The 18,061-nt window shown below is 71.1% G+C and carries 13 protein-coding genes and 1 pseudogene; 9 read left to right on the forward strand and 5 right to left on the reverse strand.

Features of this window, described 5'->3' with window-relative positions:
• Nucleotides 1–40: 40 nt before the first annotated feature.
• Complete coding sequence (locus ACFY1H_RS34780; RefSeq protein ID WP_386953548.1) at nt 41–1,375, reverse strand: diacylglycerol/lipid kinase family protein; 1,335 nt, start codon at nt 1,373–1,375, stop codon at nt 41–43.
• A gap of 112 nt (nt 1,376–1,487) precedes the next feature.
• On the opposite strand from ACFY1H_RS34780, the gene ACFY1H_RS34785 reads away from it, so the two are divergent.
• Together ACFY1H_RS34785 and ACFY1H_RS34790 are read left to right on the forward strand one after the other, a co-directional pair.
• Nucleotides 1,488–2,903, forward strand: a complete 1,416-nt coding sequence (locus tag ACFY1H_RS34785) for a DUF2252 domain-containing protein (protein WP_366578200.1) — start codon at nt 1,488–1,490, stop codon at nt 2,901–2,903.
• Between the two features lie 245 nt (nt 2,904–3,148).
• Nucleotides 3,149–3,364, forward strand: a pseudogene (locus ACFY1H_RS34790) (potassium channel family protein); the annotation flags it as partial.
• Between the two features lie 27 nt (nt 3,365–3,391).
• Here the strand turns inward: ACFY1H_RS34790 and ACFY1H_RS34795 are convergent.
• From ACFY1H_RS34795 to ACFY1H_RS34810, 4 genes are all read right to left on the reverse strand, one after another.
• Nucleotides 3,392–4,831, reverse strand: coding sequence for an MFS transporter (locus ACFY1H_RS34795; protein WP_386953551.1), 1,440 nt, complete (start codon nt 4,829–4,831; stop codon nt 3,392–3,394).
• 127 nt (nt 4,832–4,958) lie between these two features.
• Nucleotides 4,959–5,564 (reverse strand): TetR/AcrR family transcriptional regulator, encoded by a 606-nt coding sequence (locus ACFY1H_RS34800; protein ID WP_366578204.1) that lies wholly within the window; start codon nt 5,562–5,564, stop codon nt 4,959–4,961.
• Nucleotides 5,565–5,578: 14 nt separating this feature from the next.
• A complete protein-coding gene (locus ACFY1H_RS34805) occupies nt 5,579–6,352 on the reverse strand; it encodes a class I SAM-dependent methyltransferase (RefSeq protein ID WP_386953554.1) in 774 nt (257 codons plus the stop codon).
• Between the two features lie 260 nt (nt 6,353–6,612).
• The gene (locus ACFY1H_RS34810) at nt 6,613–7,629 is read right to left on the reverse strand and encodes a glycosyltransferase (RefSeq protein ID WP_386953557.1); all 1,017 of its coding nucleotides are present in this window, start codon (nt 7,627–7,629) and stop codon (nt 6,613–6,615) included.
• Between the two features lie 289 nt (nt 7,630–7,918).
• On the opposite strand from ACFY1H_RS34810, the gene ACFY1H_RS34815 reads away from it, so the two are divergent.
• The 7 genes from ACFY1H_RS34815 to ACFY1H_RS34845 all read left to right on the forward strand — a co-directional run bounded on the left by ACFY1H_RS34815 (nt 7,919) and on the right by ACFY1H_RS34845 (nt 18,039).
• The gene (locus ACFY1H_RS34815) at nt 7,919–9,796 is read left to right on the forward strand and encodes an alpha-L-fucosidase (RefSeq protein WP_386953560.1); all 1,878 of its coding nucleotides are present in this window, start codon (nt 7,919–7,921) and stop codon (nt 9,794–9,796) included.
• Between the two features lie 16 nt (nt 9,797–9,812).
• Entirely contained in the window at nt 9,813–11,711 is a 1,899-nt protein-coding gene (locus ACFY1H_RS34820) for a beta-N-acetylglucosaminidase domain-containing protein (RefSeq protein ID WP_386953563.1), read from the forward strand.
• Between the two features lie 22 nt (nt 11,712–11,733).
• Nucleotides 11,734–13,569: a beta-galactosidase family protein gene (locus ACFY1H_RS34825; RefSeq protein ID WP_386953566.1), complete on the forward strand. Its 1,836-nt coding sequence runs from the start codon at nt 11,734–11,736 to the stop codon at nt 13,567–13,569.
• Between the two features lie 89 nt (nt 13,570–13,658).
• Nucleotides 13,659–14,132: a carboxymuconolactone decarboxylase family protein gene (locus ACFY1H_RS34830; RefSeq protein WP_366578218.1), complete on the forward strand. Its 474-nt coding sequence runs from the start codon at nt 13,659–13,661 to the stop codon at nt 14,130–14,132.
• A gap of 828 nt (nt 14,133–14,960) precedes the next feature.
• A complete protein-coding gene (locus ACFY1H_RS34835) occupies nt 14,961–15,821 on the forward strand; it encodes an amidohydrolase family protein (RefSeq protein ID WP_386953569.1) in 861 nt (286 codons plus the stop codon).
• A complete protein-coding gene (locus ACFY1H_RS34840; RefSeq protein ID WP_366578222.1) occupies nt 15,814–16,698 on the forward strand; it encodes a hypothetical protein in 885 nt (294 codons plus the stop codon). The genes ACFY1H_RS34835 and ACFY1H_RS34840 overlap by 8 nt, the downstream gene beginning before the upstream one ends.
• Nucleotides 16,699–16,740: 42 nt before the next feature.
• Nucleotides 16,741–18,039 carry a cation:dicarboxylate symporter family transporter gene (locus ACFY1H_RS34845; protein WP_366578224.1) on the forward strand — a complete coding sequence of 433 codons (1,299 nt, stop codon included), beginning with the start codon at nt 16,741–16,743 and terminating at the stop codon, nt 18,037–18,039.
• Nucleotides 18,040–18,061 lie beyond the last annotated feature (22 nt).

Here is an 18,061-nt window from a genome sequence, read left to right on the forward strand (position 1 = left end):
GCGCTTCGCCCCGTGCGGATGAAACCGTCCATTCCGGACGTCAGCGGGCCGGCCGTCCGGCGAGCACGCGGAACAGCACGCGCAGCGCCTCGCCCATGCCGTGGGGCGCGGCCGCGGCGGGGGCGACGCCGGGCGCGTCCAGCGGCACGCGGACGCGCAGCGCGCCGGGCAGGGTGCGGAACCGCAGCGGTGGTTCCAGCCGAAGCGCCTCACCGTCGACGCCGATGTCCACAAGGGACTGTCCCGAGCTCACCACGAACTCCTCGGTCTGCCACTCGTGGTAGCCGGGGTAGCGGGCGAGCTGGCCCGTGAGCTCGGCGGTGATCAGCGCCGGCAGGTCGCGCGCGCGGTCGACGTTCACGGTGACGATGCCGAGCGAGCCGCTGTCGAGCCGTTCGCGCGAGCCGAAGCCGCTGAGGCGGTCGAGGCGGTAGGCGCCGTTGGACACGAGCACGATGTCGGCCGGCGGGCGGTCTTCGTCACCGGGCACGCGGTACTGGAGGTCGAAGTGCTCGGACTCCGGGCCCAGCAGCTGCGGCAGCTGGCCGGCGACCGTCGACACCTTGGCGTCGCGGTAGCCCGGTGACTGGACCACGGTGGCGTAGACGCCGAGCGAGGCGTTGTTCACGAACACCCGGTCGCCGATCAGCGCGAGGTCGATGCGGTGCTCGGCCGCTTCGCCGTACGCGTCTAGGGCGGCGGTCACGTTCTCGCGGTCGAGCCCGAGGTCGAGGGCGAAGTGGTTGCGGGTGCCGGCGGGCACGCAGACGTACGGCAGGCCGTGGCGGCGCGCGACGTCGGCGACCAGCGCCTGGGAGCCGTCGCCGCCGGCCATCCCGATCACGTCCGCGTGCTGGGCGGCCTCTTCGGCGAGCGCCCGAAGGTCATCGCCGCGGCGCAGCACCACGGGGGTGACGCCGCGTTCGCGCGCCTTGCGTTCGAGGTCGAACTGCGCCACCTTCCCGCCGCCGGAGCGCGGGTTCATCAGCAGCACGCCGTGGCGCGCGGGCCCGACGCGGTCGGCTTGTGCCCGCCGGGCCAGGTCGTGGCCGATCGCCACCCGCGCCGCCAGTGCCGCGAGCACCATCAGCCCGAGGACCAGAAGCAGCACCACCAACGTGCGCAGGTCCGGCAGCAGGGCGATCGCGGCGAGCGCGAGGACCGCCACGACCGCGAGCACGATCCGCGCGAACCCGTGGCGGACCAGCGCCGCCCAGGCCGCGATCGTGGCGATCACCAGTAGCACCACGGCGAGCACCAGCTGCCCCGGGCTGCGGACCGCGGCGAGCACCGCCACCACGACCGCGGCGGCCAGCGCGAGGAGGGCGCCGAGCGCGCACGCGCGCCGGGCGAGCGACGGAGCAGGGCCGGTCATGCGCCGACCCTGCGTGGGCGGACGGCCCCGTGTCGTCACCCCGTCCGGATGATGCCTCGTCTCACCCCGTGCGGGGGAGGAAAGGCGCTCGCCCGAGCGCGAAGCTGCCCCGATGGTGCTCACCTCACGACGTTCGACGGTCGAATCCCGGGAAGACCGGATCGCCCGGGGCAAGGCGGCCCGCGCGGCCGCTCCGCGGTCGAGCCACGCCGGGTTCACGAGAGAACGTGGCCGCCCGGGTCCGCTGGAACTGCTCGCACGCCAAGACGAGACGCGCGTCAAGGATCTGCTGCCGATCCGCTACGGGCGCATGGCGGTGTCGCCGTTCACCTACTTCCGCGGTGCCGCGCTGCCGATGGCGAGCGACCTGTCCGGCACACCGGTCAGCGGGCTGCGGGTGCAGGCGTGCGGCGACGCGCACCTGATGAACTTCGGCGTGTTCGCCTCGCCGGAACGCAAGCTCGTATTCGACATCAACGACTTCGACGAGACCCTGCCCGGCCCGTGGGAGTGGGACGTGAAGCGCCTCGCGGCGAGCCTCGAGATCGCGAGCCGGGACAACGGGTTTTCCGCCCGCCAGTGCCGCGGCGTGGTGCTCGCGACGATCGCGCAGTACCGCAAGGCGATGCGGGACTTCGGCGAGCGCACCGCGCTCGATGTCTGGTACGCCCACGCCGATGTCGATCAGGTCGAGGCCTTGTACGCCGATCGCCTGGGCGGGCACCGGCGCCGGATGATCGCGAAGGGCATGGCCTCGGCTCAGGCGCACGACAATCTCGGCGCCCTGCGTCGCTTCACGTCGGTCACCGACGGCACGGTGCAGATCAAGCCCGACCCGCCGATTGTGCTGCCCCTCGAAGAGCTGGCGCCCACCAAGGAGGCCGCCGACGAGGTGCGCAACCAGATGGGCTCGATCCTGAAGGCCTACCGCGCCACGCTGGAACCCGAGCGGCGCGTGCTGCTGGACCGCTACCGGATCGTGGACATGGCGCACAAGGTCGTGGGCGTCGGCAGTGTCGGCACCCGGTGCTGGATGGTGCTGCTGCTCGGCAACGACGACCGCGACCCGTTGTTCCTGCAGGCGAAGGAAGCCGGCCCGTCGGTGCTGGAGGAGTTCGCCGGGGCCAGCGACTACGACAACTCCGGGCGCCGCGTGGTCGTGGGCCAGCGGCTGATGCAGACGGTGAGCGACATCTTCCTCGGCTGGGTCCACGTGACCGGTGTCGACGAACGCCCGCGCGACTTCTACCTGCGCCAGCTGCGCGACTGGAAGGGCTCGGCCAACGTCGAGTCGATGGACCCGCGCGACCTGCGCACCTACGGCATGCTGTGCGCGTGGACGCTCGCGCGCGCCCACGCCCGCACCGGCGACAGCGTGGCGATCGGCGCCTACGTCGGTTCCGGTGACTCGTTCGACCACGCGATCGCCGAGTTCACGCACGACTACGCCGACCAGAACGAGAAGGACCACACGGAGCTGACCAAGGCCATCAAGACCGGTGCGGTCAAGGCCGAGTCCGGGCGGTGAAGGCGCGGCAGCTGCTCGGCCCGGGTGTGCTGCGTCCCGTGCTGACGGTGGCGACGCTCATCGCCGTGTACTACCTGCTCCCGGTGAACCGGCAGCTCGACGCGTGGACGGTCGTGGGGCTCGTCGTCGGGGTGACGCTGGTCGTGGTCCTGGTCGTGGTCGAAGCGCGCGCGATCCTGCGCTCCGCGCGCCCGGCGTTGCAGGGCATCCAGGCGCTGGCGCTGGTGGTGCCGCTGTTCCTGCTGGTGTTCGCCAACGTCTACTACGTGCTGCAGTACAACGTGCCGCAGAGCTTCAGCGCGCCGCTGAACCGCACCGATTCGCTGTACTTCGTGGTCACGGTGTTCGCGACGGTCGGGTTCGGCGACATCGTGCCCGTGACGCAGGCCGCGCGCCTGCTGGTCACGGTGCAGATGATCGCGAACCTGCTGGTGGTCGGCGTCGCGCTGCGGGTGATCCTGACGGCCGTGCAGCGCAGCCGCTCGCGGTTACCGCTGGGCGTGCTTCGGGATCAGCAGCGCCGTGACGACCCCGACGAGGCCGAGGCACACGAGCATGATCAGGGCGATGCCGAACGGCCCGTTGCCCGGGACGGCCGCACCGGCGAGCACGGAGCCGACCAGCGCGGTGCCCAGTGACGAGCCGAGGTTCGACACGCTGCGCGAGACACCGGAGATGTCGCCCTGCGCCTCTTCCGGCGAGCTCGACTGCACGAGGTTGACCGACGCCGTCAGCATCACGCCGATCCCGATGCCCATCAGCAGCAGCCCGGGTGTGAAGGTCCAGACGCTCGAGTCCTCGCGGACCAGCACCAGCATCAGCACCAGGCCCAGCGTCGTGGAGGTGAAGCCGGCCCGGATCAGCCGGCGCAGCGAGTGGCGCCGCGACATCCGTCCCGCGAGCGCCGACGCGGCGAGGATGCCGATGGTGGCCGGCACGAGCACCAGTCCCGTCTCGATCGCGCTGAAGCCGCGGATCTGCTGCAGGAACACCGATGTCACGAAGAACGCGCCCTGCATGACCAGCCACTGCAGCACCTGGGTGACGAGCCCGAGGTTGGATGCCTTGCTGCGGAAGATCTTCAGCGAGAACAACGGTGCGCGTCCGGCGTGCTCCACGCGCCGCAGGTGCAGGAAGAAGATCACCAGCAGCACGGCCCCGATCGCGACGTAGATCCACACCGGCGACATGCCGCCCTTCGGGATCACCACCGTGCCCCCGATCGTGAAGTCCCCCCGCGACTTGAGCCACCCGTAGGTCGAGCTCTGCAGCACGCCGAACACCACGAAGAACAGCCCGGCCGCCGACAGCACGGCGCCCCACACGTCGAAGTGCGGCGGCCGCTCGGCCAGCGGCGGGTCGACGATGCGCAGGGCGAGGAAGATGATCAGCACGATCACGGCCACCTGGAAGAGGAACGACGCCCGCCAGCCGAGGTAGCTCGTGATCAGACCACCGAGCAGCGGCCCCGCCGCCGCCCCGAGCCCCGCCGCCCCGCTCACGATCCCGAAGTTGCGCGCGCGGGCGCTCACGTCGTCGAACACCACCGTCACGAGGATGTAGATCGGCGGGATCAGCAGCGCCGACCCGATGCCCTCCAGCAGCGAGTACCCCACGATCAGCACCCCGATGCCCTGCGCGAACGACGACAGCAGCGCACCCGAGCCGTAGATCACGAGACCCGCGATGAAACAGACCTTGCGGCCGAGGAAGTCCGTGAGCTTGCTGCCGGGGATCATCAGCGCGGCCATCGTGAGCGTGAACAGCGTGATCGCGGTCTGGATGCTGATGACCGACGTGCCGATGTCGTCGGCGATCGTGCTGATCGCCACGTTCATGTTCGTCGCCGCGTAGCTCGCGATGAACTGCCCGAGCGCGAGCGGCAGCACCACTGCGGACGCGGAGACGCTCTTCGATCCCGTGGCCATCGGGCGCCCCTCTCCTCGATGCCCCACCTTGCGAACCCCCGGCCATCTCGGCATCACCTGTTGCGGATGACTGCGTCGTTCTCACCAGGGGCAACACCGGCGGGACTCGCGTGCGGCGAGGTGATCCTCAGGCGCCGATGCCCTCGAGCACCGTCGCCACCACGGCGTCGATCGACGGGGCCTGGGGCGGGCCCGCGTGGGGAACCAAGGCCGAGAACACCGTCTCGTGGCAGGCGCCGACCAGGAGGGCGGCCGCGGCGTCGAGGTGGGCGGTGGGGGAGAGGCGGCCGAGGTCGCGTTCGGCGTGGAGGTAGGTGAGGAGGCGGTCGCGCCATTCGGTGTGCGTGGGGGTGAGGGAGGCGAAGCGCGCGAGGACCGCCGGGTGGGCGAGCAGGCCGGCGAACGTGGGCAGGATGGCGCGGTGCAGGGCGAGGCCGTAGGCGAGGTGCGCGCGCAGGTTGGTTTCGACCGTGGCGTCACCGGGTGTGGGCAGGGCGCCGAGTTCGCGTTCGGCGGCGCGGACGTGGGCGCGCAGCGCGTGCGCCAGGAGTTCCTCCTTGTCGGCGAAGTGGTTGTACAGCACGCCGTCCGCGACGCCGGCGCGGCGGGCGATCGCGCGGACCGTCAGCTTCGCCGCGCCTTCCTCGGCCATGAGCGCGCCGGCCGTCGCGATGAGGTGCTCGCGCAGGCTGCGGTCCCCGTCGCGCAGGGCGGCTGCTGTTCTCGGTGACATCGCGGCCATCGTATTCACCGGACGGCGGTGACGAGCCACGCCGCGCCCCGCAGCCGCACGGCGCCGGGCTCGGCGAATGGGCGCAAGGCCTCCACCAGCACGGCTTCGGCGTCCGGTCCGTGGTGCCGGACCGGGCCCCAGCCGGCGATGAACTCCGCCGCGTCGGCCACGTCGCGGCCCCAGACCTGGTCGGCCTCGACGCGCGTGCACGTGACGTCGCGGAACCCGGCGTCCGTCAGCACCGAACGCGTGTGCGCGGGATCGGCCAGCGACGCCGGCCCGACGCCCGAAGGCAGCGGAGCCAGCGCGCCGAACACCGCCCCCAGGTCGGTCCCCGCCGGCTCCGTCAGGCACACGAACGCGAGCCGCCCACCCGGCCGCAGCGCGCGGCGCACCCGGGCGAACGCCGCCACCGGATCCGCGTAGAACATCACCCCGAACCGGCTCAGCGCGACGTCGAACGAGCCCTCCTCGAACGGGTAAACCTGCACGTCAGCCTGCTCGAACACCACGTTCGGCGCACTCCGGTCCCGCGCCGTCGCCAGCATCGGCCCGGACAGGTCGAGGCCCAGCACCCGCCCGGACCCGGACCGCGCCGCCGCGAGCCGGGTCAGCTGCCCCGTGCCGCACCCGAGGTCGACCACGTCGTCGCCCGGCCCCACCGCGGCCAGCAGGAACTCGTTGAACCCGCTGTTCACCGCGTCGTAGCGATCGGCGTGCTCCGCCCAGTGCCCACCCTCGTAGCCGTTCCACGCCTGCGCCTGCTCCGTGTTGACGATCCCGGTCACGATGTCCTCCCAGCGTTGTGAACATACGTTCATGAACAGGTGTTCATCATGACTCGCGGTCCCAGGACCTGTCAAACAATCCGATGTGGGCAGTCCTGGGTCACGTCAGTGATTCGGCGTCTCGATCCGGACCCTAGGCCGGTGTCCGACCCGCGCAACGTCCTAAGTGGACGAGTACGTCCGCCCCTTCCACCCGGCGCCACGGCCGGCGAAGTGCCGGCGCGCCGAATCGAGCGTCATCAGCGTGTACAGCAGCGCCGTCAGCGGCAGCAGCAAGCCCAGCACCGGCCACTGCCGGTGTAGCGCGCCATCGACACGAACGTCGCCGCCATCAGCAGCCACGCGGCCGGCGCGGGCCACGAAGGGCCGGTGAACGTCAGCACCGGGGGAGCGAGGAACACCAGCGCCAGACCGACGACCGTGCCCGCCAGCACGAGCGGGGAGTGGCGCAGCTGCGTGTACGCCGTGCGCGCGACCATCTGCCACAGATCGGAAAGCCGCGGGTACGGCCGGACACTGTGGACGTTCGACGCGAACCCGAGCCACGTCCGCCCACCCGCCGCGGACACCGCGCGGGCCAGGGCGACGTCGTCGATCACGGCGCCGCGGACGGCCGCGAGGCCACCCGCGCGTTCGAGAGTGGAGCGGCGCACGAGCACGCACCCGCCGGCGGCCGCGGCCACCCGTGAGCGCGGGTTGTTCACGCGCCGGAACGGGTAGAGCATCGCGAAGAAGTACACGAACGCCGGCACGATCAGCCGTTCCCACGGCGTTTCGGTGCGCAGCACGGCCATCTGCGACACGAGGTCGTGCTCACCGCACGCCGCCACGAGGGTTTCGAGCGAACCCGGCCCGTGTTCGATGTCCGCGTCGGTCAGCAGCACGAAATCCACTGCGCCCGCCTCGGCGACGCCGCGCGCGGCCGCCCACAGCTTGCCCGTCCAGTCCGCCGGCAACGGGTCCGGCGTCACCACGGTCAGCGGCAACGCCCCGGCCGCACCGCCGAGCCGCCGGGCCAGCTCGCCGGTGCCGTCGGCGCTGTCGTCGTCGACGAGGATCACGCGCGCCTCGCCCGGATAGCGTTGCGCGAGCAGGGCGGGCAACGTCGTCGGGAGCACGGCCGCCTCGTCGCGCGCCGGCACCACGACCGCCACCGACGGCCACTCGGCCGGGCGCACCGACGGCGGCAGCCGCTGGTCCGTCCGCCAGAACCAGCCGTGGCCGAAGGCGAGTCCCAGCCACACCACGAGCGTCAGCCACCCGGGCACCGTCAGCACTTCGCGGATCCTAGCGCCGCGATCGGGTCTTGGCGCGACGACGGCATCGGTCAAGAACCATCGGACGACTGACCTTGTCCCACCGGCAAACCCACCCGCGAGTAAACGGCGTCAACCAGGCACGAACGCAGATTCCCGCGGGAAGACAGGGAATGGACAGTCGAGTGCATCTCCCCCGAGTAGGTCTAGACATCCGATGGATCACGCACCTAATGTGCTGGGCGATCCACCAGCTCGTCGCCGGCCGCCACCGGGGCACGCGGCCGCGCGGACCCGTCAGGAGGAGCACGTGCCGATCTCGACGCGCCGGAACGCCGTTCTGGCCGCACTGTTTTCCCTCGCCGTGGCCGGATCCACGGCCACGCCCGGAATCGCCGCACAGCCGGACCGCGGCTGCACCGGACCGATCAAGACCGCGTCGATCATGACCGTCGAACCGTGCGACGGCATGGACCGCGTGCTGGCCAAGGCGGCCGCCGTCGTGCCGCGGCCCGGCCAGCTCGCCTGGCAGCAGCGGCCTGTCACGGCCTTCACGCACTTCGGCATGAACACCTTCACCGACCGCGAATGGGGTTCGGGCGCCGAGATGGAGTCGACGTTCGCGCCACCGGCCGTGGACACCGACCAGTGGATGCGCTCGCTCAAGGCAGCCGGGGTGACGCAGGTGATGCTCACCGCCAAGCACCACGACGGTTTCGTGCTCTACCCGACGCGCTACACCGACCACTCCGTCGTCGCCAGCCCGTGGTGGCTCAGCGCGGGCTGCACCGACCCGGAGGCCGACGCCGCCCGCCAAGCCGCGCAGGCCACGCGCTCGCAGGACCCGTCCGCGTTCTGGCAGGCGCGCGACGCGGGCTGCACCAACCCCCGCGGCGACATCCTGCGCGACTACGTGGATTCCGCTCGCAAGGCCGGCCTCAAGGTCGGCGTCTACCTCTCGCCCGCCGACGGCGCCGAGCTGCCCGCGACCTTCTTCGCCGACGAGGTCAAGCGGATCGAGGCGAAGGTCGCGGCCGGACAGTCGCTGTCCATCGAGGAACAGGCCACCTACGACGACCGCGCGAGCGCCCCGCAGGGCCAGGGCCGCTACGGCACCGGCAGCGCCGTGACCCGACGGACCATCCCCACGCTGGTGGCGGACGACGACCGCGCGGCCGCGCTCGCCGCCGGGAAGCTGCCGCGCTTCACCGTGAGCGAGGACGACTACAACACCTACTACCTCAACCAGCTCTACGAACTGTTCACCCAGTACGGCCCGATCGACGAGCTGTGGCTCGACGGCGCCAACCCGTGGCGCGACCGCGGCATCAGCGAGAACTACGACTTCACCACCTGGTTCTCGATGATCCACGCGCTCTCGCCGAACACCGTCACGTTCGCCGGGCCCGCCGGCGTGCGCTGGGTCGGCAACGAGGCCGGCCAGGCGCGGACCCCGGAGTGGAGCCCGCTGCCGACGACCGGCGACCCGAACACCGCGCACAACGAGGAGCTGTTCCTCGGCGGCGCGACGGCCACCGACCTCGGCTCGCGCCAGGTGCTGGCCGACCCGTCCGTGCGCTTCCTGCAGTGGGCGCCGGCCGAGTCCGACGTCTCGATCCGCCCCGGCTGGTTCTTCCACCCGGGCGAACAGCCGAAAACCGCCGCGCAGCTAGTGGACATCTACCGGCGCACGGTGGGCCGCAACTCCTCGCTGCTGCTGAACGTGCCGCCCGGCCCCGACGGCGAGTTCGCCCCTGCCGACGTCGCTTCGTTGGCCGCCTTCGGCCAGTCCGTCGCGGCCACACAGGTGAACCAGGCCCACGCACGGCCCGGCGACAAGGCCGTCGCCGCGGTCACGGACGGATCGCTCACCACGTCCTGGACCCCGCCGCACGGCGCGCCGGCGGGCACGCTCGACGTGCCGCTCGCCCGGCCCGCGACGTTCGACCAGATCCGCCTCGGCGAGGACATCAGCCGCGGCCAGCACGTGGAGGGCGCGACCGTGCAGGCCGAGGTCGACGGCGCGTGGCGGACGCTCGGCACCGTCACGACCATCGGCTACACCCGCCTGGTCACGCTCTCCGCGCCCGTGACGACCAGCCACCTGCGCGTGGTGATCACCCAGGCCCGCGCCACGCCGTACCTCTCGACCTTCGCCCTGTACCGCACCGTGGCGCCGGCCGCCTGACCCGAAGGACCCCTTGATGACTTCCCGAAAGCGCCACCTGGCCGCCGTGCTCGCGGCCGGGGTTTCGCTCGCCGCCCTCGTCACGCAACCCGCCGCGGCCGCCCCCGACCACCAGCAGCCGCTGCCCGTCGTCACGCCCACGCCGCAGTCGCTCGCCCGTGACTCCGCCGACATCGCTGTGCCCGACGAGGTCGTGCTCGTCACCGACAGCACCACCGACGCCGCCGCGAAAGACCTCGTCACCACGCTGCTGCGGCAGCACGGCGCACGCAAGGTCACCACGGTCACGAAGGAACCTGGCCGCGGCCACGCGCTCGTGGTCCGGCTCGGCGCCGGATCCACGGCCCCGTCCCAGGCCGAGGGCTACTCGCTCACCACCACGCGCGGCGAGGTCGTGCTCGCCGGGCGCGACGGCTCCGGCCAGTACTACGCCGCGCAGACGTTGCGGCAGCTTTTCGTCCGCTCCGGCCACGGGTGGGCGATCAGCGGCGTGGCCGTGCGCGACTGGCCGAACATGGCGCTGCGCGGGTCGATCGAAGGCTTCTACGGCCCGCCGTGGAGCACCGCCGACCGGCTGCGGCAGATCGCGTTCCTCGGCGAGGTCAAGGCCAACACCTACGTCTACAGCGCCAAGGACGACTCCTACCTGCGTGCGCAGTGGCGCGATCCGTACCCCGCGGACGAGCTGGCCACGCTCGGGCAGCTGGTGCAGTCGGCGACCGCGCACCACGTCGACTTCACCTACGCGCTCTCGCCCGGCGTGTCGATCTGCTTCTCCTCGCCCGACGATCTCGCCGCGGTGAAAGCGAAGCTGCAGTCGGTGTACGACCTGGGCGTGCGGTCGTTCTCGATCCCGTTCGACGACATCTCCTACACCAAGTGGAACTGCGCCGCCGACCAGACGGCGTTCGGCGCGCCCGGGCAGGCCGCCGCGGGCAAGGCCCAGGTTTCGTTGCTCAACGCGATCACCAGCGACTTCGTCAAGACCCACGACGGCGTGCGTCCACTGCAGACGGTGCCCACCGAGTACAGCGACCTGAAGGACTCGCCGTACAAGACCGAGCTGCGCGAGAACCTCGACCCGTCGGTGGTCGTGCAGTGGACCGGCACGGACGTGGTGCCGCCGAGCGTCACCACCGACGAGGCGCAGCAGGTGTCCACTGTGTACGGCCGCAAGGTGTTCCTCTGGGACAACTACCCCGTGAACGACTACGAGCAGTCCGCCGGCCGGCTGCTGCTCGCGCCCTACGCGCAGCGGGAGGCCGGGCTTTCGCAGTACCTCAACGGGATCGTCGCGAACCCGATGAACCAGGAGGCGGCCAGCGAGGTGGCCGAGTTCGGCGCCACCGACTTCGCGTGGAACGACGCCGGGTACTCGCCGGAGCGCTCCTGGCCGCAAGCGCTTGCGCGGCTCGCGGGCGGTGACGCCCGGGCCACGGCCGCGTTGCGGGTGTTCGCCGACCTCGAACACCTGGCCCCGACGTTCGGCCCGACGCCGTGGCAGCCGCAGGCGCCGGTGCTCGCGGCGAAGACGAAGGCGTTCTGGCAGCGGTGGAACGCGGGTGACCACCGGGTGGGCGACCTGCGGGCGTACGCGGTGCAGATCCGCGACGCCGCGAAGGTGATCCGCGGTGGCCGGGTCGAGAGCGCCTTCGTCGAGGAGGCCTCGCCGTGGCTCGACGCGACGGCGTTGTGGGGCGGCGCGATGGTCGACCAGCTCGACGCCCTCGCGGCCGCCGGGCGTGGTGACACCAAGGCGGCGCAACGGCTCACCGCGTCCGCCGACGGTCTCGTCGCCCGGGCCCAGGCCGTGAAGACCGGCGACACCAACCGGTGGGGAGTGCGGCAGGCGCTCGTTGGCGACGGGGTTCTCGACGCGTTCATCACCCAGGCCCGGGCCGCGACGCTCGGCTGACCCCGGAAGGACGGAGAGCTTCGTGAGCGCAGTGAGCAGGAGGAGTTTCCTCGGCGGGGTCGCCGGGCTGGCCGCGGCGAGCACGGTGTTCGCCGGGCCGGCCGGCGCGGCGGGCCGTGGCGGACTGACCGTGTCCGGCGAGCAGTTCCTGTTGGACGGTAAGCCGTTCCAGATCATCTCGGGTGCCGTGCACTACTTCCGCATCCACCCCGACCAGTGGCGCGACCGGCTGGAGCGGCTGCGTGCACTCGGCCTGAACACGGTCGAGACGTACGTCGCGTGGAACTTCCACCAGCCGAAGCCGGGCCTGCCGGACTTCAGCGGGTGGCGTGACCTGCCGAAGTTCATCCGCACCGCCGGCGAGGTGGGACTGCGGGTGATCGTGCGGCCGAGCCCGTACATCTGCGCGGAGTGGGAGTTCGGCGGCCTGCCCGCGTGGCTGCTCGCCGACCGCGACCTCGAACTGCGGTGCGCGGATCCGAAGTACCTCAAGGCGGTCGACGCCTGGTACGACCACCTCGTGCCGCGCCTGGCCGCGCTGGAGGCGCACCGCGGCGGGCCGGTGATCGCCGTGCAGATCGAGAACGAGTACGGCAGCTACGGCAACGACACCTCGTACCTGGCGCACCTGCGCGACAGCCTGCGTTCGCGCGGGTGCGAGAGCCTGCTGTTCGCGGCCGACGGCGCGTCGGACTTCTTCATGCGTTTCGGCTCGCTGCCGGGCACGCTCGAAGTCGGCACGGGCGACGGGAACCCGGTGCCGAGTCTCGAAGCGCTGAAGAAGTTCCAGCCCGGCAAACCGGTGATGATGGCGGAGTTCTGGGACGGCTGGTTCGACCACTGGGGCGAACAGCACAACACCCGCGACCCGCAGCAGATGGCGGGCTACATCGACACCGTGCTCGCGTCCGGCGCGTCGGTGAACCTGTACATGGCGTGCGGCGGCACGAACTTCGGCTTCACGAGCGGGGCCAACACCTCCGGCACGACCTACCAGCCCACCGTCACGAGCTACGACTACGACTCGCCGGTGGGGGAGGCCGGCGACCTCGGCGCCAAGTTCACCGCGCTGCGGAGCGTGATCGGCAAGTACACGAAGCTGCCCGAGGGGCCGATCCCCGGCCGTTCCCCGCGGCTGGCGCCGCAGACCGTGAAGCCGGACGCGACGGCGTCGCTGCTGGAGTCGCTGCCCGCGTTGTCGAAGGTGGTGCGCTCGCCGCAGCCGTTGCCGATGGAGAAGCTCGGCCAGGCCACGGGGCTCGTCCACTACCGGACGAAGGTGCAGGGCCCGCACAACGGCACCCTGAGCATCCACGGCCTCGCCGACCGCGCGCTGGTCTTCGCCGGCGGCGAGCAGGTCGGCGTTCTCGACCGCAACACCCCCGACGGCACGGTGGACCTCGTGTTCGAGGAGGCGGAGAACCAGCTCGACATCCTCGTGGACACGATGGGCCGGATCAACTACGGCCCGTACCTGGCCGATCGCAAGGGCATCGACGGGTGGGTCGCGATGAACACCCAGCAGAAGCTCTTCGGCTGGGAGATCCGGCCGCTGCCGCTCGACGATCTGTCCACTGTGCACTTCACGCCGGGCGCTCCGGGCGCCGGGCCGGCCTTCCACCGGGCCGCGGTGACGATCGGGGCGCCCGCCGACGGGTTCGTCGCGCTGCCGGGCTGGGAGAAGGGCATCGTCTGGCTGAACGGCTTCAACCTCGGCCGTTACTGGAGCCGCGGTCCACAACGGACTCTCTACGCCCCGGCGCCGCTGTGGCGACGGGGGCGCAACGAGCTCGTGGTGCTGGAGCTGCACCAGCCGGGGGAGGCGCTGGAGATCCGCGCGGAGGCCGACCTGGGGTGAGACGCAGGTCACTTTCACCGGTGTCACAACTTCGCGGGCCCACCCGTCAAGGGTGTGTAACCAGTGGAAACGGGTGAAGGAGCAGATCAGTGGAAGCACGACTCAACCTCTTCGGAAACGCTGTCGCCGGCAAGTTCGTCAAGTACCTGAACGCGGCGAACAAGCCGATCGCCGACTCGGGCCTCCCCGCCGCGACGCAGGAGCTCGTGAAGCTGCGCGCCAGCCAGATCAACGGCTGCGGCTTCTGCACCGACATGCACTACAAGGAAGCCGTGGCCGCGGGCGAGGAACCCACGCGCCTCAACCTCGTCGCGGCCTGGCGCGAAGCCACCGTCTTCACCGACGCCGAGCGCGCGGCCCTCGAACTGGCCGAAGAGGGCACCCGCATCGCCGACGCCGCCGGCGGCGTCAGCGACGAGGTCTGGCAGCAGGCCGCCAAGCACTACGACGAGGACCAGCTCACCGGCCTCACCATGCTCATTGCACTCATCAACACCTACAACCGCATGAACGTCATCACCCAGCAGCCCGCGGGCCACTACGAGGTGGGCATGTTCGGCTGACCCCGGCCCACCACCGCTCCCACCGCTACGACGCCCCAGGCACCGGATCTCCCAGAGCCTGGGGCGTTGTGCTGTCTGCGTCTGATTTGCCCCGTTTGTCTTTCTTGACTGATCCGGTCGCCGCTGTGGCCTGGGGGATTCGGGCGCGAGGGGTGTCGTGCTGTCCGCTCCCGGACAGCGCCGAATCGATCCCCGCTCCCATCGCCCTGACGCCTCGGGCGCCGGACTCATCGGAGCCGGGGGCGTTGCCCCGCCCACTGCCGGATTGCTTCGAGCCCTCGCCCCTCGCGCCTCGGCGATGGTGCCGGACCGCGGCGACCGCTGTCGGTGTGGTCGTCGAGCGGCAGTTCGTCCGCCGCGCCGTCGTAGACCTGGCCGCGCTCGCCGGCCGGATGCCGCGGGGCCCGAGGTCCCCTCGGGTGGAGAGTCCGGCGTAGGGGCGTCGGTGTCGGGCGGGGGCCGGAAACACCACCCGAACCCGCGCCCGACCTGGGCCTCGCCACCCCTCCGGCTTCGGATTGCCCGGTTCAGGCGAACCCTCCCGCGGTGTCACCTTCCCCCGTCCGGGTTACTGAGTCTCCAGCCACCCTCACTTGTCAGGACGCCCGCCCGTCCCGCACCCTCCCACCTGCACGGATTCCACGGGGCCCGCCTCGCGCTGTGTTCGCGGAGTGATGCGCACCGTGATCCTCAACGAAATCGTCCCCACAATCTTGTACGAGATTGTTAACAATCGTGTATGGTCCCGATCTGCCGGAGCGCGCGGGCTCCGAGCCGGGTCGCCGAGGATCCGGTGCTGCGCCGAATCGCCGGTTCACAGGAGGTCACATGGACATCATCGACTCGCACACCCACGTCATCTCCCCGGACGCGGGCCAGTACCCGGTCGACCCCATCGGCGGCAAGCAGAGCGAGTGGTCGAAGGCGCACCCGGTGGACATCGACGGCCTCGTGCGGGCGCTGGACTCGGCGGGCATCGCGCAGGCCGTGGTGGTGCAGGCGTCCACGGTGTACGGCCACGACAACCGCTACGTCGCCGAAGCGCTGCGCCGCCACCCCGACCGGTTCGCGGGCGTCTACTCGATCGACGCGATGGCGCCGGACGCCGTCGAGAAGATCGACCACTGGCAGGGCCTCGGCCTCTCGGGCTTCCGCCTGTTCACCACCGGCACGACCATGCCCGGCCAGGCCGACTGGCTCGGCCACGAGGACTCGTTCCCCGCCTGGGCCCACGCCGAGAAGCACGACATCCCCGTGTGCCTGCAGATGACGATCCAGGGCCTGCCGAAGCTGCGGGAGATCCTCGACCGGTTCCCGCGCGTGCGGGTGCTGCTCGACCACTGCGCGCGCCCCGACCTGTCCGACGGGCGGCCGTACCGCCTGGCCAAGGACCTGTTCGACCTCGCCGCCTACCCCGGCGTGCACCTCAAGCTCACCCACCGCGCGCTGGCCGCGTCGGCGAAGGGCGCGTCCACGACCGAGGACTTCCTCAACGACCTGGTCTCGGCCTACGGCGCCGCCCGCATCGCGTGGGGCTCCAACTTCCCCGCGGCCGACGGCGTGCTGCCCGACCTGCTGGCCGAGGCCCGCGAGACGGTGTCCGTGCTGCCCGAAGCCGACCTCGACCAGATCTTCGGCGGGACCGCCGCCGCCTTCTACCCGTCGCTGAAGGGTGCGAGCCGTGCCTGAGCCCACGATCCTGCGGACCGTCCTCGCGGACTACCCGCACACGAAGCCGCTCAAGAACGGCGAGGTCACCAGCCCGTCGGTCGAGCTCGACTTCACCGCGGTCTCCCCGGTGCACAAGGCGTTCGCGCCGATGGTGCGCGACGAGGCCTACGACCTGAGCGAGCTGGCCGTGGTCACGGCGCTGCAGGCGATCGCCTACGGCCGGCCCGTGGTGCTGCTGCCGGTCGTGGTCGCGTCGCGGTTCCAGCGCGGTTGCCTCATCGCGCACGCGTCGCGCCCGGTGGACCCGGCCGGGCTCAAGGGCAAGCGCATCGGCGTGCGCGCCTTCACGCAGACCACCGGCATGTGGGTCCGCGCGCACCTCACCGAGGATTTCGGCCTCGCCTCGCGCGACATCCACTGGCTCACCCGCGACGGCGCCCACGTCGCGGAGTACGAGGACCCCGACTTCGTCGAGCACGGCGTCGGCGACTCGAGCCTGCCCGACCTCCTGCGCGAAGGCCGCATCGACGCCACCATCCTCGGCAACGACCTGCCCGAAGGCGACGAGTTCGTGCGCGTGATCCCCGACGCCGCAACGCGTGATGAGCAGTGGTGGCGCGAGCACGGCTTCATGCCGATCAACCACATGGTCGTCGCGGGGGAGTCGCTCAGCCGCCGCGACCCCGGCGCCGTCCGCGAGGCCTACGAGCTACTGCGCCGCGCCGACGCGACCGTCGAGCGGCCCGACGGCGCGCCGGTCCCCACGATGTTCGGCTTCGAGAACCTGAGCGCCCCGATCGAGCTGATCGTCGACGCGTGCCTCGAACAGGGCCTGCTCCCGCGCCGCCTCGGCGCCGACGAGGTGTTCGCGCCGGCCCGGCAGATCCTCGGCTAGTTCCCTCCCCACCGGACATTTCAACGGAGAAACCGGAAGACGATGAGCGAAACCACGTCCACGGGCGCCCCCGGGCAGACCCGCAAGCGCAAGCCGTTCTACCAGGACCTGACCTTCCAGGTCCTCGCCGGCGTCGTCGTCGGCGTGCTCGTGGGCGCGCTCGCGCCCTCGGTCGGCCACCACGTCGACTTCCTCGGCGACATCTTCATCCACCTCATCCAGATGGTCGTCGGCCTGATCATCTTCTGCACGGTCACGCACGGCATCGCCAGCGTGCGCGACCTCGGCAAGGTCGGCCGCATCGCGGTGAAGTCCATTGTGTACTTCGAGGTGATCACCACGATCGCGCTGGTGATCGGCCTCGTGGTGGTCAACGTGCTCAAGCCCGGCATCGGCATGAACATCGACCCGTCGTCGCTGCACGCCCCCGCCTCGGCCGCGCCGGCCAAGTCGGAGGGCTTCGACGACTTCCTCGTGAGCCTCGTGCCCACGTCGGCCGTCGACGCGTTCGCCAAGGGCGAGATCCTGCAGGTGCTGGTGTTCTCGGTCCTGTTCGCCTGCGGCCTCGCCGCGCTGGGCGAGAAGGCGCAGCCGGTGCTGAACATCGTCGGCACCGTGCAGCAGTCGCTGTTCTGGATCATCAAGAAGGTCATGCGGCTCGCGCCGTTCGCCGCGTTCGGGGCCATCGCGTTCACGGTGTCGAAGTACGGGCTGAGCACGCTGCTGCCGCTGGGCAAGCTGGTCGGGGTGTTCTACCTGATCGTGGTGCTGTTCTTCGTGCTCGTGCTGTGGCCGGTGTCGCACTACGCCGGGGTCAGCCTGTGGAAGGTCCTGCGCTACTTCCGCGCGGAGCTGGTACTGGTGCTCGGCACGAGCTCGTCCGAAAGCGTCTTCCCGCAGCTCACGGCGAAGCTGGAAAAGCTGGGCGTCGACGAGCCGGTGGTGGGGCTCGTGCTGCCCACCGCGTACAGCTTCAACCACGACGGCACCTGCCTGTACTTCGCCGCGGTGAGCGTGTTCCTGGCCCAGGCCACCGGCACGGACCTGAGCTGGCAGGCCCAGCTGGGCCTGCTGTTCGTGCTGCTCCTGACGTCCAAGGGCGGCGCCGGCGTGTCGGGCTCGGCCATCGCGGTGCTGGCGCTGACCCTGGCGGCCACGCACACGATCCCGGTCAGCAGCATCGCCCTGGTGCTGGGTGTCCACAGTGTCCTGTCGGCCGCGTTCGTGTTCACCAACATCGCGGGCAACTGCGTGGCCACACTGGTCGTGGGCAAGTGGGAGAAGGCCATCGACCGCGTGACCCTGCATCGGGAGCTGGACGCGGGCTACGTCGCGGCGTGACGGATCCGGGGCGGGGTTTGCT

It is taken from the genome of Amycolatopsis sp. NPDC001319 (assembly GCF_042896185.1).
Classification (GTDB): domain Bacteria; phylum Actinomycetota; class Actinomycetes; order Mycobacteriales; family Pseudonocardiaceae; genus Amycolatopsis.